The 17,082-nt window shown below is 53.1% G+C and carries 12 protein-coding genes; 9 read left to right on the plus strand and 3 right to left on the minus strand.

The window, feature by feature from the left end; translation table 11 throughout:
- Positions 1–97 precede the first annotated feature (97 nt).
- Entirely contained in the window at positions 98–2,329 is a 2,232-nt protein-coding gene (locus AC23NW_RS31895; RefSeq protein ID WP_487454648.1) for a PQQ-dependent sugar dehydrogenase, read from the plus strand.
- Positions 2,330–2,427: 98 nt separating this feature from the next.
- A complete protein-coding gene (locus tag AC23NW_RS31900) occupies positions 2,428–3,873 on the plus strand; it encodes a BNR-4 repeat-containing protein (RefSeq protein ID WP_487454649.1) in 1,446 nt (481 codons plus the stop codon).
- Between the two features lie 2 nt (positions 3,874–3,875).
- Here the strand turns inward: AC23NW_RS31900 and AC23NW_RS31905 are convergent, their stop codons facing one another.
- The 3 genes from AC23NW_RS31905 to AC23NW_RS31915 form a co-directional block, all read right to left on the minus strand.
- Positions 3,876–4,730 carry a hypothetical protein gene (locus tag AC23NW_RS31905; RefSeq protein WP_487454650.1) on the minus strand — a complete coding sequence of 285 codons (855 nt, stop codon included), beginning with the start codon at positions 4,728–4,730 and terminating at the stop codon, positions 3,876–3,878.
- A 282-nt stretch (positions 4,731–5,012) separates the two neighbouring features.
- Positions 5,013–7,133 carry a M3 family metallopeptidase gene (locus AC23NW_RS31910; RefSeq protein WP_487454651.1) on the minus strand — a complete coding sequence of 707 codons (2,121 nt, stop codon included), beginning with the start codon at positions 7,131–7,133 and terminating at the stop codon, positions 5,013–5,015.
- 46 nt (positions 7,134–7,179) lie between these two features.
- Positions 7,180–7,416, minus strand: a complete 237-nt coding sequence (locus AC23NW_RS31915) for a hypothetical protein (protein ID WP_487454652.1) — start codon at positions 7,414–7,416, stop codon at positions 7,180–7,182.
- Between the two features lie 14 nt (positions 7,417–7,430).
- Between AC23NW_RS31915 and AC23NW_RS31920 the strand changes: the two genes are divergently transcribed.
- The 7 genes from AC23NW_RS31920 to AC23NW_RS31950 all read left to right on the plus strand — a co-directional run bounded on the left by AC23NW_RS31920 (position 7,431) and on the right by AC23NW_RS31950 (position 17,082).
- Complete coding sequence (locus AC23NW_RS31920; protein WP_487454653.1) at positions 7,431–7,997, plus strand: Crp/Fnr family transcriptional regulator; 567 nt, start codon at positions 7,431–7,433, stop codon at positions 7,995–7,997.
- Between the two features lie 135 nt (positions 7,998–8,132).
- Positions 8,133–9,257, plus strand: coding sequence for an SDR family oxidoreductase (locus tag AC23NW_RS31925; protein WP_487454654.1), 1,125 nt, complete (start codon positions 8,133–8,135; stop codon positions 9,255–9,257).
- Between the two features lie 299 nt (positions 9,258–9,556).
- Entirely contained in the window at positions 9,557–12,598 is a 3,042-nt protein-coding gene (locus AC23NW_RS31930; RefSeq protein WP_487454656.1) for a SusC/RagA family TonB-linked outer membrane protein, read from the plus strand.
- A gap of 8 nt (positions 12,599–12,606) precedes the next feature.
- A complete protein-coding gene (locus AC23NW_RS31935) occupies positions 12,607–14,277 on the plus strand; it encodes a RagB/SusD family nutrient uptake outer membrane protein (protein ID WP_487454657.1) in 1,671 nt (556 codons plus the stop codon).
- A gap of 189 nt (positions 14,278–14,466) precedes the next feature.
- Complete coding sequence (locus tag AC23NW_RS31940; RefSeq protein ID WP_487454658.1) at positions 14,467–14,805, plus strand: hypothetical protein; 339 nt, start codon at positions 14,467–14,469, stop codon at positions 14,803–14,805.
- Between the two features lie 172 nt (positions 14,806–14,977).
- Positions 14,978–15,430, plus strand: a complete 453-nt coding sequence (locus AC23NW_RS31945) for an N-acetyltransferase family protein (RefSeq protein ID WP_487454659.1) — start codon at positions 14,978–14,980, stop codon at positions 15,428–15,430.
- 11 nt (positions 15,431–15,441) lie between these two features.
- Entirely contained in the window at positions 15,442–17,082 is a 1,641-nt protein-coding gene (locus tag AC23NW_RS31950) for a 7TM diverse intracellular signaling domain-containing protein (protein ID WP_487454660.1), read from the plus strand.

A 17,082-nucleotide genomic window follows, 5' to 3' on the forward strand; every position in this document is an offset into this window, starting at 1 on the left:
CTAAATAGGTGGGATAGTTAGACTTTCTTCTGGGGAAGCAGCTGGCCTGCCTGTCTGCTTCGCTTTTTATTAACGAATATGAAAAAAGTCTACTGCCATGAACATCTTCAGCATCCTCAGGGCACCGGCGGCTATTGGGCGCCGCACACTTGCCATATGCCACATCACCGGCATCATTCTCCTTACCTGTATCCTGGCTGCCAACGGGCAGTCGTTGCCGCAAAGCTTTAGCCTTGTTACTGTAACGGCCGGTCTGCGCAATCCGACGACCATGGCCACTACCGCCGACGGCCGCATCTGGATCGCGGAGCAGGGCGGTACCCTGCGCATCGTGAAAAACAGTACACTGCTGCCAACCCCGTTTGTAAGTTTGTCGGTAGATGCCAGCGGCGAACGGGGACTGATCGGCCTGGCCGTCGATCCGGCTTTTCCGGTCAACGGGTATGTCTATCTCTACTACACCGTTCCGGCGGCTAACGGGATGGCTCCCCACAACCGTGTCAGCCGCTTCACGGCTGCGGGCGATGTAGCGGTGGCCGGGAGCGAAACGGTGCTTCTCGACCTTGATCCGCTAAGCAGCGCAACTAACCACAACGGGGGAGCTATGGCCTTCGGCCCCGACGGAAAGTTATACATCGGGGTGGGCGAAAACGCCAATGCGCCGAATGCCCAGAGCCTTACAAACCATCTCGGAAAAGTACTGCGGCTCAATGCCGATGGCTCCATTCCGGCCGATAATCCGTTCGCGACCGGCAGCGATGCCCGGCGGCGCATCTGGGCTTATGGCTTACGGAACCCGTATACCCTTACGTTTCAGCCGGGGAGTGGCCGCCTGTTGGTCAACGATGTAGGACAGGATAGCTGGGAGGAGATCAACGATGCAACGACCGGCGGGCAGAATTTTGGCTGGCCGCTGGCCGAGGGCTCGACCAGTACCTCCGGCCTGGCGAACCCGGTCTTTGCCTATCCGCACGGCAGCGGCGACGGAAAGGGGTGTGCCATCACCGGCGGGGCCTTCTACGATCCGGACAACGGCACCTATCCGGCAACGATGACGGGGAAATACTTTTATCAGGACTTGTGCAACAACTGGGTCAATTACATCGACCTTTCGGCGGGGGCGGCGGTACGTTCGGCCTTCGCGACGGGTATGCCGGCGGGTGGCCTGGGCCTTACACTCGGAACCGACGGCGTTTTGTATAGCCTGAGCCGGGGTAGTGGGGGCAGCAGCGGGATGCTGTATAAAATCATCCACCTGATCCCCGACGTGCCTGAAGCGTTCCGGATGGTAGCGCCGGTGTATAACTGCCAGACCGGTGCCATCCAGTTTAAAACGACGGGCGGTAACGGAACACCGGTCGAGTACCAGGCGGTTGGCGTTACCGGCTGGACAACCAACCCGAATCAATTTATAGAAGCCGGCCTGCGGGCCGATCCGAAACCCATGATGTTGTGGGCACGCCAAAACAATGTGCTGGTCAATTACATGTTCAATCTTCAGGGAGCCTGCAACGGCACAAACCAGCCGCCTGCCTTTGTCGGCCCGTTTGCCAATGTATCGCTGCTGTCCGGCCAGCCCTATTCGATGACCATTCTAAGCAGCGCGTTTGCGGATCCTGAAGGCGAGCTGCTGGTGTATTCTTCGTTCGGACTCCCGCCGGGCCTTTCGCTGTCGGGGAACATCATCAGCGGTTCAACAACCCAGTTGGGTGATTTCCCGATCACGATTCAGGCAACAGACCCGTGGGGATTGGCCGCCTCAGGGCAGTTTACGCTGACGGTTCAGCAGACAATCCCGATGGAACCGTTGCGGCTTACGGCCCCGGTCTACAACTGTTCAACCGGTTCGCTGGTCTTTCAGACATCAGGCGGTAACGGGTCTCCGGTTGAGTTCTTTGCCATCGGCATAACGCCCTGGACCCTGAATCCGATGCAATATGTAGAGGCGGGTCTGCGGGCCGATCCGAAACCGATTACGCTCTATGCGCGGCAAGGCGGCCGCGAAACCACTTTCCTGTTCAACCTTCAGGCGGCCTGCGGACAGGCGCGTACGGCCACGCCGGAAACCGCCCGGCCTTTTACTGCACGCCTGTATCCGAATCCGGTGGGGCCGGCCGTGGTGGTGGGCATCGAAGGGGCGCAGGGGCAGCGTATCCGGTTGCAGCTTACTGATCTCAGCGGCAAACCGATTGCCGAAAAACAGCTGGATGTAACGGAAGCCGATCAGCGCACGGGTATGGATATCCAACGGCAACCGTCGGGCATGTACCTGCTGCGTATCAGTAACGGGCGGCAGGCCGAAACGCTGCGGGTATTGAAGCAGGAGTAACCATTTTCTGTAAAAATGTACAGGGATTGGGCCCCGGACACAGTATCCGGCCCCCGATCGCTTCTTTATTGGCAGTAGATCAACTAACCCTGCTGCCTGTGTTTCAACGTCTCCTGTTTCTGATTTTTAGTGTATTAGCTACAACCGTTTCCGGTCAGCCTGTCGGCAAGCCTGCTGAAGGCTATCGGGGAATCTGGTATTTTATCGGCCCCACCAAAAATGAATATGCCTACAAATACAGCGGTGGCCTGGGCACCTATCCGGCTAACCATTATCCGTTTTCGGTGTATGCTCCGGCCGTAAACAAGACCTTTTTCTGCTACGGCGGCGTCACCGATTCAACTTCAAGGGCACTGTGCCATATGGTCGGGGTATTTGACCACAAAACCGGCATGGTTTCCCGCCCGACCTTGCTACTCGACAAACAGACCGACGATGCACACGACAATCCGGTTATTCAACTGGACGATCAGGGCTACATCTGGATTTTTTCGACCTCACACGGTACCGAGCGGCCGTCGTTTATCCATAAAAGCCGCGCGCCCTATCAGATTGACGCCTTTGACCGGATTGATGCCACGCGGCTCGACAAGGACGGCAAAACCGTTCCGTTCAACAATTTCTCCTACCTACAGGTCTACCAGCAACGCGGCAAGGGCTTTCTGGGGCTGATGACCCATTATGACCGGGGCATGCTGCTGTACGGCGCTAATAAACCCCGCCGGACCACCGCCTTCATCACAAGCCCGGACGGGGTGACATGGTCGGCATGGCACGACATCGGTACCATTGAAGAGGGCCATTACCAGAGCAGCGGCCAGAAAGGAAATAAGATTGGCAGTGCCTTCAACTACCACCCGAATACAAAAGTCGGGGCGGGTCTCGATTACCGCACAAACGTCTATTATGTCGAAACTGACGATATGGGGAAATCCTGGCACACGGCCGACGGTAAAGCTGTTTCGCTGCCACTCGCCGATATCGCTAATCCGGCATTGGTACAGGAGTATAAGTCGCTGGGCATGAACGCCTATATCAGCGATGTTAATTTTGATGCGGCTAACCGGCCGATGATTCTCTACATCACCAGCAAAGGGCCGGAGCCGGGACCGCAGAGCGGGCCGCATACCTGGCATCTGGCTCACTGGACCGGTAAGGCATGGGAGATTCTGCCGGTTACTACGTCTGACCACAACTACGACATGGGCTCGCTCTATGTCGAGGGCAACACCTGGCGGATTATCGGCACCATCGGGGCGGGGCCGCAACCCTACGGCACGGGCGGTGATCTGCTACTGCTCGAAAGCCGGGATGGCGGCAAAAGCTGGAAAACGACCAAAACCATGACCCACGATACAGCGCGGAATCAGGGTTACCCGCGCCGGCCCGTGGCGGTACATCCGGATTTTTATGCGTTCTGGGCCGATGGTAATGCCCGCAAACCGTCGGCGTCGTATCTCTATTTCTGCAATAAAGCCGGTGAGGTATTCCGGTTGCCGGCCGTCATGAAGGCCGGTGCCGAAAAGCCGGTACGGGTAAAATAAGATCAGAAAATCCGGTTCAGGACTTCGTAGGAGCTCAGTTTGCCGTTCAGATAAACCTCCGACCGGACGTTGGGCAGGAGGGTTGCGGACCGGAAAATAACGATCTCCTGCGTGGAATTACCAACCGCCAGTCCGCCGTGATTCCGGACATCCATAGTGGCCGTCAGCCGGTGGGCGGGAAACGATCCGACTGGGGTATCTACCGTGCTGGCTTCGTGCACCTGCTGGTTTGTCAGTACAATCCGCAGGCCGATCTGTTTTTTCATCAGGTCACCGGCGATGGTGGCCGCGGCGCTGACGACGTAGGTTTCCCAGCTGCGGTGTGGGCGGTTGAGGGCGCTGCGCCGCTCCTTCGACGGAGGAAAGGCACGTTGCAGATCAAGCGTAACGTCGGGCAGCGATTGGCCGGTTTTCAGGTTGGCGGGAAGCTTATAGCCCTGGCTGGTCGTGCGGGGAAGCAGCAGGGCATCAATGTAGGTATACATGACATAAGCGGAAACCGGAAGCCCTGCCAGATCGGGTTGTATGCCGTCGGGCAGGCAGATCGCCTGTAGCCGGGAACCCTGATGCTGCTTGTTTTTGGCGTCAAAGGCCTGAACATCCAGTACAATCCAGGTCGAATCGTTAACCGTTTCCAGCGCGATGATTGTAAATTGTGTGCGGCCGAACAGTTTGTTATCGTCGGAATACATGGCTGTTTCCCAGCCGCTGCCGGTTTTCAGTGTGAAGCCGCGGCAGGTGGCGGTAGCGTCTTCAAACGGGACGACCGGCTTTGGTTGTGCCGCTGCGGGTTTGGTACCGAACAGGAATGATAAAAACGACATAATCAGGATCGTTTGCGTAAATCGGGTAAGCATGACAGTTAGCGTAAAATGAGCAACAGGCTGATGAGTATGGTTAGCATAACCAGCAGAATCAGCGCCGGTTTTTGCCAGCGTGCGTTGGGTGGAGGAAACGGCATAGGCTGTATTTTTGCCAAAAATGGGGCGGGACCTGTCCAGGTGGACAGGCGACTGAATAAGTGGCGGCTTCGAATGAGTGTGTGGCCGGAATCGGGGAGGGGAAAAAAATAAACTCTCCGAGAGTTTTAAAACTCTCGGAGAGTTTGTGTGAAACGTTTTTCAGAAAGAGCGAATCAACTACAACGTCTTCAGCAATCCGCGGCGGCGGAGGAGCGGCTTAATATCCGGCTCAGCCCCACGGAATTTCCGGTAAAGCGCCATCGGGTCTTCGGTGCCGCCGCGCTCCAGTACGTTCTTCCGGAACGACTGCGCCGATTGCGGATCGAACAGGCCTTTCTGTTTGAACACTTCAAATGCATCGGCATCCAATACCGCCGACCAGATGTAGCTGTAGTAGCCGGCCGAATAGCCACCTGAGAAGATGTGCTGGAAATACGTGCTCCGGTAGCGCGGCGGAATCTGCGGAATCAGGCCGATTTTGTCCATCGACTGCTTCTCGAAAGCCAGCACGTCGTTTGGTGCCTGACCAGGTGCCAGGGTATGGTAATCCATATCAAGCAACGACGCCGCCAGGTATTCAGACGTCGCAAATCCCTGATTGAACAGGTTGCTCTTCTGGATTTTGTCGATCAGCTCGTTCGGAATCAGTTCGCCGGTCTGGTAATGTTTGGCATACAGCTTCAGCATGTCCGGTTCAGTCGCCCAGTTCTCCATGATCTGCGACGGTAACTCCACGAAGTCGCGCGGTACGGCCGTACCCGACAGGCTGCCATAGGTCACATTTGAGAGCAGGCCGTGCAGGGCGTGGCCGAACTCGTGGAAGAACGTATGCACTTCGTCGAGGTTCAGCAGGGCAGGGGTGTTGCCGGTTGGTTTCGAGAAGTTGCAGACAATGGATACCACCGGTGTGATTTTTTTCCCCTTCTCAACTTCCTGTTCGCGGTAACTGGTCATCCAGGCACCGCCGCGTTTGCTGGCGCGCGGGAAGAAATCCATGTACATGATGCCGATATTGCGGCCGTCGGCTTCTTTCACTTCATAGGCGACAACCTCGTCCTGATAGACCGGCAGGTTGGTTAATTTCTCAAACTTCAGGCCATATAACCGGCTGCAAAGGGTGAAAATACCTTCGCGGACATTGTCGAGCGAGAAGTACGGGCGCAGTTCCTGTTCGTCGAGGTCGTATTTCGCCTTGCGCAGTTTTTCGGCGTAGTAGCGCCAGTCCCAGCCTTCGAGTTTCTGACCTTTTCCTTCTTTATCCATCATGGCCTGAAGGTCGGCTGCTTCCTGTTTCGCCACCGGCACGGTAGCGGTCCAGAGCTGGTTCAGCAGTTCGCTTACCTTGGCCGGGGTAGTGGCCATGCTTTCTTCAAGCACATAGGCGGCGTGGTTCTGATAACCGAGCAGGCTGGCTTTTTCGGCACGCAGCGTAACGATGTCGGCCATGATTTTCTTATTGTCGCGGGCGTCGTTGTGGTTGCCGCGTTCGAGGTATGCCTTGAACATTTGCTCGCGCAGTGCCCGGTTATCAGCATATTGCAGGAACGGCATCACACTTGGGTTTTGCAGGGTAAAGACCCATTTGCCGTCGAGTTTCCGCTTTTTTGCTTCGTCGGCCGCCGCGGCGACAACGGAGGCAGGCAGGCCGCTCAGGTCGTCTTTTTTGTCGATTACCAGCGTATAGGCGTTGTTTTCGCCCAGCAGATTCTGCCCGAATTTGAGTGTCAGCATCGATAGCTCCTGGTTGATTTTCCGCATCCGTTCCTGCTTTTCCGGCGACAGAGCGGCTCCGCTGCGCACAAAGCCCTTGTACGTTTTGTCAAGCAGCATTTTCTGCTCGCCAGTCAGTTTCATCTTGTTGCGCTGGTCATAAACGGCCTTTACGCGCTGAAACAGTTCCGGATTCAACTGAATATCATCGCGGTGTTTCGACAGCTTAGGCGAAAGTACCTGCGCAATTTTCTGGAGTTCATCCGATGTGTTGGCGCTGTTGAGGTTGAAAAACACCGTGCCGACGCGGTCGAGGAGATCACCGCTGTTTTCGAGGGCCAGGATGGTATTTTCAAACGTCGGCATGGACCGCTGGCGGGTAATGGCCGCAATTTCGGTTGACTGCTGTTTCATGCCTTCCTCAAAGGCAGGTTCAAAGTGCTCCGGTTTGATCTTGTCAAACGGCGGGACCCCGTGCGGCGTCGTATAGGCACTGAAAAACGGATTGTCGGTCACAGGTGGTTGACTCACTATCATAAATGAGCTTAAAAACGTAGCTGATGCCAGAAGGCTTAGCGTGAGTTTCATACTATGGGTTTTATGTTGACGATTGCCGGCCTGTTTAGGCGGCCGGTTAGTTCAAAGATACTTGATATTCGGGAGATTCTTGATGGATGCTGGATGGTTGCTGATGGTTGCTGATGGTTCTGGATGGTTGCTGGATAGTTACTGATGGTTCTGGATGGTTCTGGATGGTTGCTGATGGTTCTGGATGGTTCTGAATACCGGGAGCGCCTGGCTTATCCTGCATCCAGCAACCAGCCTCCAGCTTATCCATTTTATCCGCTATACCTGTAACTTGCTTCGTCATTAACCTGAAACAACTTGATCGAACTATTTGCACGACTGAAACGGGCCGCACCGGTTAGCCTGGAGGGGCAGATGGCGCTGGCGGCTATGGTAACGCGCAGGGAACTGCCCAAAGGCCACCTGCTGCTGGAACAGGGAAAAGTATGTCAGCATTTTTACCTGCTGGAGCAGGGCAGCGCGCGCGGCTATTACAACCACGAGGGCAAAGATGTAAGCCTGTGGTTTGCCTTTGAGGGTGATGTTCTGACGTCGCTGTATTCATATGCTACCGGCAAACCAAGCTATACAAATATTGAACTGCTGGAAGACAGCGCTGTGATTGGCTTTACCTTCGACCAGCTGAATGCGTTGCTGGAAAGCTATCCGGAATTTAACCTGATCGGTCGTCTGCTGACTGAACAGTATTTTATTGAGCTGGAAGAACGGACGCTCTCGTTTCAGTTTAAAACGGCCACGGAACGCTACCATGAATTGATCAGCAAACAGCCGCAGATTCTGCAGCGTGCTTCCCTGGGGCATATCGCTTCATTTCTGGGTGTATCGCAGGAAACACTGAGCCGTATCCGTGCAAAAAGGGAATAGCTGGTTGCCGATTTTGACTTTTGTCAAAAGAAATCTATGAGCAAAGCACAAACTTTGTCACAACGGTAACACGCAGGCCAACGTCCGGGATGTAAGCGTGGAACCATGTGGAAAATTCTTGCAGCGCAATAGATCATGAAACGTTCAGGCAACCCTCTTTTTATTCTTACCGGTTCTACGGGCGTCTTAGGCTCCCATATTCTGTACGAATTACTCTGGAAAATTCACGCCGCTGGCTACCAGGGAAAACTGGTGCTCCTGCTGAGGCCCAAACAAGGTAAATCGATTGACGCCCGTTTTCTGGATTTACTGAATCCGGTGCTGATGCCGGCGTTTATGCAGGAAATCGATCTGGACCGCATCCGTAAAGACCATGTCGTGTTACAGGATTATGACATCACGACCTCAGAAACGCTGGATGCCTGTTTTAAATCCGAAGAGGGAACGTATCACCTGATTCACTGTGCTGCGTCGGTTAATCTGGGGACAAGTGCGGCCGCCTGTGAAGAGATCAAACAAACGAATTACTACGGTACGCTGCGGCTGATTAAAAAGCTGCGGCCGTATATCCATAAGGTTAGCTACATCAGCACCGCCTTTGCCTTCCGGCCTGACGAATGGAAAGCGCAGAATATGGTGCAGTACCGCAACTACTACGAAATTTTCAAGGCGCAGATTGAGGAGGAAATTCCGAAGCTTTGCGATGAATACGGCCTCGGCTGGCAGATTCTGCGGCCAAGCATCATCGCCGGCCGCCTGATGGATGCGCCCTATCATGTGGTGTACCGCTTTCTGGTGTTCTATCTGTTCGGGGCGTTTTTCTACCGGTCAAAGCAGGCGTATGGCAACATGAACGTCCGGATTGCCCTGAACCCGAACGGCGGGCTCAACATGGTGCCGGTCGATTATGCGGCTAAGGTCATCGTCCGGGCGCTCGATTCCCCGGTTAAGGACCTGAACATTGTCCACAGCAAATATGTGCCGAATACGTTTGCTGTGCCCAGAATGTTAGAGGCTGCCGGCTGGACCAACTACGAATTTGTCAGCCAGATTCCGACCGATCTGAATCCGGTGGAGAAACTTTACTACCGGACAGCGGGGGCACAGTTAAGCCAATACCTGCTGGCCGATGATTATCCGTTCGATATGGCGGAGTTGAAAGGTCTTATTCCCGATGTAGAAGAGCCAAACCTCGAAGCCAACTTTGCGGCCCTTTGCGATTATGCGGCCGAACACGAATTCAGGCATGTCATAGACTGATACCAGGATAATTCTCCGTATACGTAAGCCGCCTGGCAGCAATTTTGCTGTGGGCGGCTTTTGGTTTAACAATAAGTTAATACAAAACGCAATAGTGGGTACTAATGCGCTGAAAATTAATGGCTTATTGCTGCTGTTTGTTATGGTATCGTTAAATTGTGGGACCAATATGGAATCTCAGCGCCGCCCTTACAAACTTGCGGCACTGATGAAAATCATTTTAAAATATTTAAAGAATAGTATAGGACATTCTAAATGTTCTTTTGTACTCTGCGACACTTAATAATTCTTATTTTTTCATGAAACATGTTTACACTTCACCACCGCTAAAACTTGCTTTTAGCCTGGTCTTTACGTTGCTCTCGGGGAGCAGCGTTCCTGCATGGGCCGAAAAGCCGGTTCGGTTTACGGGCCGGGAACCGGTCAATGCAACCTCCGTGGCAGACATTACCATTAAGGGACGGGTAATCGATGCCTCGACCAATGAGCCGCTGGCCGGTTGTAATGTGGTTATTAAAGGATCATCGAAAGGGGCCACTACCGATGCAAACGGTAATTTCTCGCTGGCCGTACCGGACGGGAACGCTGTCCTGGTGTTCGGGTTCATTGGTTTTGAATCGCAGGAAGTGGCCGTCGGGTCGCGTACAACCCTGAATATTTCGCTTAAGTCATCGACCTCGGAACTGGCCCAGGTGGTGGTTATCGGCTACGGTACCACAACGAAAAAGGACGCGACCGGTGCTCTGAAAACGGTAAAAAGCACAGACTTTAACCGCGGGATTGTGAACTCGCCGGAGCAGTTACTACAGGGCCGCGTGGCCGGGGTCAACGTGACATCGGCCAGCGGTGAGCCGGGTGGCCGCCAGAGCATTACCGTACGGGGGCCTGGTGGTGTCCGGACGGGAAGTACGCCCCTGTTCGTATTAGACGGTATTCCGCTCGATAACTCAAGTACAGGTGGTTCCGGCAACCCGCTGAACTTCCTGAACCCGCAGGATATTGAATCGATTGACGTATTGAAGGATGCTTCGGCAACGGCGATCTACGGGGCGCGGGGTGCCAACGGGGTTATCCTGATTTCGACTAAAAAAGGCAAGTCCGGCTCATCAAACCTGACCATTTCGTCGAACATCGGTATCTCGAACATGGCCCGGCCAATTTCGTTGTTCTCAGCCGATGAGTTCCGGAAGCAGGTGCCAGCCGTTGGCGGTACCCTCGATGACCAGAAGGCATCGACCGACTGGCAGAAGGTTATCTCGCGTACCGGCGTTACCCAGGATCACAACGTCTCGTTCAGCGGCGGCGCGAATAAACTGACGTTCTATGGCTCGGTAGGCGTCCAAAACCAGCAGGGTATTCTGAAAGGCAGCGACCTGAAACGCTACACCGGCCGGTTCAATGCCTCGCAGAAATTTATGGACGACCGCCTGACGCTCGACGTGAATATGACGGCATCGCAGACCGTCAATAACCGTCCGTCTATCGAAGGTATCGTCGGGGCAGCACTGTCGGCCAACCCGACGTATCCGGCCTACGACGCCAATGGGGTGCCGGTGCGGTATCAGGCATTTACCAACCCGCTGATTACGCTGGAATTACAGAAAGACCAGACAACAATCAACCGGGTAGTAGCGAGCGTATCGCCTTCGTATAAAATCACGAACGATCTGGTGTATAAGCTGAATATCGGTGTCGATAATGCTTCGTCCGTGCGCGATATCCAGTCGCTGGCGAGTGCGATACCGCAGCAAGACGGCCGTCTGGAAAGCAACTATGGTACGAACCGGAATATTCTGGTAGAAAACTATTTTACCTATACAAAAGGCTTTGGCAAGCACAATCTGACGGCGTTGCTGGGTCATTCATACCAGAAATTTGTGATTCAGGGCCGGACGTGGAGCATCAACAAGTTCCCTATTTCGCCGATTGAGCCGATTAACAACCCGGGCTTAGGCCAGGACCTGACACTGGCCAACAACCGGCCAAGCGGTTTTGCGACCATCAACGAGCTACAGTCGTTCTTCGGTCGTCTGAACTACCAGTTCAATGACCGCTACCTGCTGACGGCTACGGTTCGCGCCGACGGATCGAGCAAGTTCGGGGCCAACAACAAGTACGGTGTGTTCCCGTCGTTCTCGGCCGGCTGGCGTCTGTCGGAGGAGGAATTCCTGAAATCAGGGCCGTTCTCTGATCTGAAACTGCGCGCAGGCTGGGGCCAGACCGGTAACCAGGAAATTCCGTCGAAGATTACGCAGGCGCTCTTTACGTCGAGCACCGGTGCGGCAAACAGCTATCCGCTTGATAACACATCGGTATTCCCGGCTGGTACGACCTATACCCGTCTGGCCAACCCTGACATTCAGTGGGAAGTATCTTCGCAGACCGACATCGGACTTGATTTCGGATTGTTCAAAGGTGCCTTAACGGGCTCACTGGATTATTTCCGGAAGGTATCCGGTAAAATCCTGCTTGAAGTTATCCCGGCCGATCCGATTCAGCCCGCAGCTACCTACTGGACAAACGTGCCGAACATGACGATCACCAACCAGGGTGTTGAGCTTGATCTGAACTACCGTTATGTCAGCAACAGCGGCTTCCGCCTGGATGTAGGTGGTAACATTACGTTTATCAAAAACATGGTGCAGAACTCGCCGTATACCGTAATTACGTCCGGTTCGGCTTCCGGCCCTGGTCTGACATCGGCAACGGTGAACGGGTATGTAAACGGACAGCCGATCGGTACATTCTACCTGCGCGAGTTTCTGGGCGTTGACGATAAAGGCGTTAACAAGTTCCGCGACATCGACGGCGACGGGATCGGTGGTACCGATAAAGACCGGATTGCGGCCGGTAGCGCCCTGCCAACGAAGCAGTTTAACTTCAATACGACCGCGTCGTTCAAAGGCTTCGACCTGACGGCTAACTTCAACGGCGTTTCGGGTAACAAACTGTATGACAACACCGCCAACGCGTTCTTCTACAAAGCCCGTCTGGTGAAAAACCTGAACGGACCGGCATCGGCAGTTGGTGAGCCTAACGAATCGATCAACAACTCAGCACCGGTATCAACCCGGTTCCTGAAAGACGGATCGTTCTTCCGCCTCAACAACCTGACGCTGGCCTACAACCTGAGCCCGCGCACAATCGGACTGGGCAAATGGGTATCGAATATCCGTCTGTCTGCAACGGGTCAGAACCTGTTTGTGCTGACGAAGTATGATGGCTACGATCCGGAAGTAAACATCGACCGGACCGTCAACGGTATTTCATCGTACGGTATCGATTACCTGAGCTATCCAAAAGCCCGTTCATTTGTATTTGGCGTTAACCTGACATTCTAGCATTTCCCATGAAAAAAATACTAACCAGCTCGCTCGCTCTGGCAAGCCTGCTTTTCTTAAACAGTTGTACGGACCTAAAGGAACAGGTACTCGATGAGTCATCGGTGACCGGCCTGACCGACAAGCAGGCCGCCGACGGTAATCTGGCACCAGTATATGCGCAGTTACCGACGTTGTTTAATCATACAAACTATTTCGCCATTCAGGAAATTTCGACAGACGAAGCGATTCTGCCCTATCGGGGTGGTACCGACTGGGGTGATAACGGAATTTACATTGCCCTGCACCAGCATACGCATACCAGCACCGATCCAAACCTGCGGAGTGTCTGGTTGCTGCTGACGCAGGGGATCTCACGCGCCGTCACGGCTATCAATGCCCTGCCAACCAACACCGATCCTAACGCAAAGGTGTACATTGCCGAGGCACGGGGTATGCGGGCGTATTACAACATGCTGCTGCTGGACTTATTCGGTGTTGTTTTCAAAAAAGAAAGTCCGCAGGCCATTTCGGAAATCCTGCGCGGCGAACAGGCCTATGAGTATGTTAAGACCGAGTTTCTGGCTGTAGAGCCGGACCTGCTGACAACTGTAGGCTCAGGCCGTCTGACAAAAGGCGGGGTATGGGGGCTTCTGGCACGTCTGTATCTGAACGCTGCCGTATACAGAGACCGTTATGCTGCTTCGTTCACCTTCAAACCGGAGGATATGGATAAGGTGGTGGAGTATAGCGATAAGATCATTAACTCCGGTCAGTATCAGCTGGCAAAGGATTATTTTGGTATTTTCAATGCGGATAACCACGATAACAAAGAGCTGGTTTTTGCGGTAGATCAGCGCGCTGAGCTGAACGGCCATAACCGTCTGGCGTATTTCTCGCTGTCGGGTGATCAGTTCCCGCTGCCGGCATTCACAGGAGCTAACGGAACGGACGGTCCTGGTATTACGCCCGATTTTTACCGTACCTGGGTAAATGCCTATGCACCGAAAGATCCTGCCGGAACGGATCCGCGCTTTTACAAGCAGAACATGAACATTCCGGCTGACTCCTGCATGGCAGCGGCTGATTTTGTGTACAACCGCGGTATTCTGCGTGGGCAGCAATACGGGTTGATCCGCGTGAACGGTGCGTTTGTCCGGTGCGGCAACAACTACAAAGTCGGGAAAATCTACAACGTGACGCGAAACCGTCCGAATACCCCGGTAATCTTTACTGAGGCCATTAACTATACGGTGGCGGGCAGCGATTACAGCACCGGTTACCGCGTGTTGAAGTATGAGTTCAGTCCGAAATCACAGTCGGGCCGTAACCTGGGCGACGTAGACCTGCCGATTGTCCGCCTGGCCGACGTATACCTGATGCGGGCAGAAGCCAAACTGCGGAAGAGCAATGATGCGGCATCCGCTCTGGCCGATGTGAACCTCGTGCGGGCTGCCCGTACGAATCCGGCTCCGGCGCTGACGAGCATGAGCCTCGACCTGTTGTTCCGTGAACGCGGGTTTGAGCTGTATTGGGAAATGGTGCGTCGTACGGACATGATCCGGTTCGGCAAATACGAAGGAACGTGGACGGAGAAAACCGATACCAACCCGCAGAAGCGTATTTTCCCGATCCCGCAAACGGCCATCGACGGTGCGTCGAACCTGCCGGGTTATCTGGTGCAGAATCCGAGCTACTAACATTTTGCTGAGGGTTGCTCTCAGAACAAGTTAATACGACTGAAAGCCCCTGTTCTCCGGACGGGGGCTTTTTTAGTGCGAATATGGTCTTGTTCGATAGGTGAATTTTTGGAGAATATTATAATTAAATATAAAAATATATTAATTTGTTTTAGTGTTTCTGTCAAATGAATGTAAAATATAATTAACATGAATAAGGTACAATATGTAACTGATCCTGAAGGTAATGTGATTTATGTTCAGCTTTCATATGAAGAATATAAAAGTTTAATAATGAAAGCTAAAGACAAAGACGTGAGTGATGAGCTAAAAGTTGATAATGTTATTCCAAATAAGGCATATTCAATTGAAAATATCCGGAAAGAACACAAATCAGCATACATGCCATGGACGAAGGAAGAAGAAAGAGCGCTGAAAATGAAATATTTTGAAGGAATAGCTATTGGGGAAATTGCAACAGCGCACGGAAGGAAAAAGGGGGCAATAATTTCGCGTCTAAAAAAAATAGGGATCAGTATAGGTGATTAAACTTTTATGTAATCCGTTGCTTAATTGATGGAAAACAGTACGTCACTTGTACTATCTTATACCCGGATTGGCTCTTAGTGCATACTTTGGGATTAATTAAGAGAGCAAAGTAGTATGAAAAGTTTAAGCTACTTTCGCATGAATAACTGATGAGTTTGACACGTTTCCCGACATGACTTTCCGTAAAGCAACCCGTGATGATGTCCCGTTTATTGTACAGATGCTGGCCGATGACCCGCTGGGACAAAAAAGAGAAAAATATACCGAACCATTGCCGGCTGTGTATTACGACGCCTTTGTCCGGATTGACGGGGACCCGAATCAGGAACTGATCATTGTCGAAAATCCGGCGGGTGACCGCATCGGGTCACTGCAGCTGAGTTTTATCCAGTACCTGACGTATCAGGGCGGCATCCGCGCACAGATTGAGGCTGTCCGCGTGCACAAAAGTGCGCGGAATCAGGGGGTTGGTAAGCACTTCTTTATGTGGGCGATAGAGCGGGCCAAAGAACGGGGTGCCCATGTATTGCAGCTAACCTCCGACAAACAGCGACCTGACGCCATCCGGTTTTATGAAAGCCTTGGCTTCCGGGCAACGCACGAGGGGCTGAAACTGCATTTGTAACGGAATACGGTATGGTAAGGTGTACTGGCTTCGTAATTGGCTGGCTGTTGCTGTGCATGCAGGTAGCATGTGCGCAGCAAACGCTGACATACACCGATTCGTCGGGTGTGGTACCGATTGGCCGCTTTATCCGCTTTTTAGAGGACCCGCACCGGCAGCAGACCATCCATACGTTGCGCCGGACACCGGACCGCCTGTTCCGCTTGAGCCCGGATTCGTCGCCGAATTTCGGTGCGGGCCGCTCTGTATTCTGGCTGAAAGTAACAGTGCATAACCAGACCGGAGAACCATTGTTCCTGCTGTGCGATGAAGAGAATATTTTTACCTGTCAGCTGTATGTCATCGATAGTACAGGCCGGGTCAACTACCGCAGGACCGGCTTTACTGAGCCGTATTCATCCCGCTTTTTTGAGAATAACCAGCTGACGCTGCCAATTGGCCGCAAGCCTCAGACGTTATATATCGGTATCAGCGGCAATGCGTCCCTGCTGGCGTCGTTTTATATTGCTTCTCAGCAGCCGCTTGCTGCCTGGCAGCACCTGAATGATGTGTCTGAAGGGATTTTTTTAGGGTGGATGTTGCTGACTTTCCTGTATAACCTGTTCATTTACGTACAGTTGCGCGACAGGCTCTATCTCTGGTATTGCCTGTATGTTTGTACGTGTACGTTCCTGATCATCCGGCTGGAAGGCATCGGGTTTGACCTTTTATGGCGTAGTAAGCCATGGTTCAACCAATGGATTGATATTCCGGGAATCATCAATACGCTGGTAGTCGTCTATTTTGCCACGCAGTTTTTACAGACAAAAGCCATTCTGCCTGCGCACCACCGGATACTGACCATCTTTATGGGAGTTGTGACCTTGCTGATACCGCTGGAGCTTTTTGATATACGGCCATGGTCAAATAACCTGGTCATGCTGGCCTTTCTGACCGGAGCCTTTCTCTTATTCTGGACCGCGCTGACTGCGTACCGCCGCGATTTCCGGCAGGCCCGGTTCTATCTCTTGGGATGGACATTGTTTTTGCTGGGAACTACTCTGTTTACGCTCTGGAAGCTGGGCATCCTTACCATCAATCATTTTCTGATCTACAACAGTTTTTTGATCAGTGTTATGCTGGAGGCGGCATTATTCTCGTTTGCGTTGGCAGACCGGATCAGGATTTACCGGCAGGAGGCCGCTGATGCGCAGGCGCTGTCGATGCAACGGCTGGAAGAGAACGAACAGCTGTTACTAACCCATAACCGGTTGCTGGAAGAAAAACTCAGACTGGAGCAGGCCGGTGTACAAAGGCCGGCTCATCAGGACAACGTCTCCGGAACTGTTCAGCGGTTGGCTGTACCGTCAATGGAAGGCGTTTTATTATTGCCTGTTACAGACATCGTCCGTATACAGGCTCTGGGAAGTTACTGCAACATTTACCTGACGAACAGCAAGAAGATAATGGCCTCTAAACCACTGGCCGAATTTGAACCGTTTCTAACCGGTAACGATTTCCTGCGTGTGCATAAATCCCATCTCATTAACCTCAATCAGGTTACACGGTATGTCAGAGGGGACGGCGGAACGCTGATCATGAATGACGGGAGTGAGGTAAGCGTTTCCCGATCCGGTAAACCCACGTTGCTGACACGGCTTCAGCTGGCATAG

The organism is Arsenicibacter sp. R0_47 (assembly GCF_057652235.1).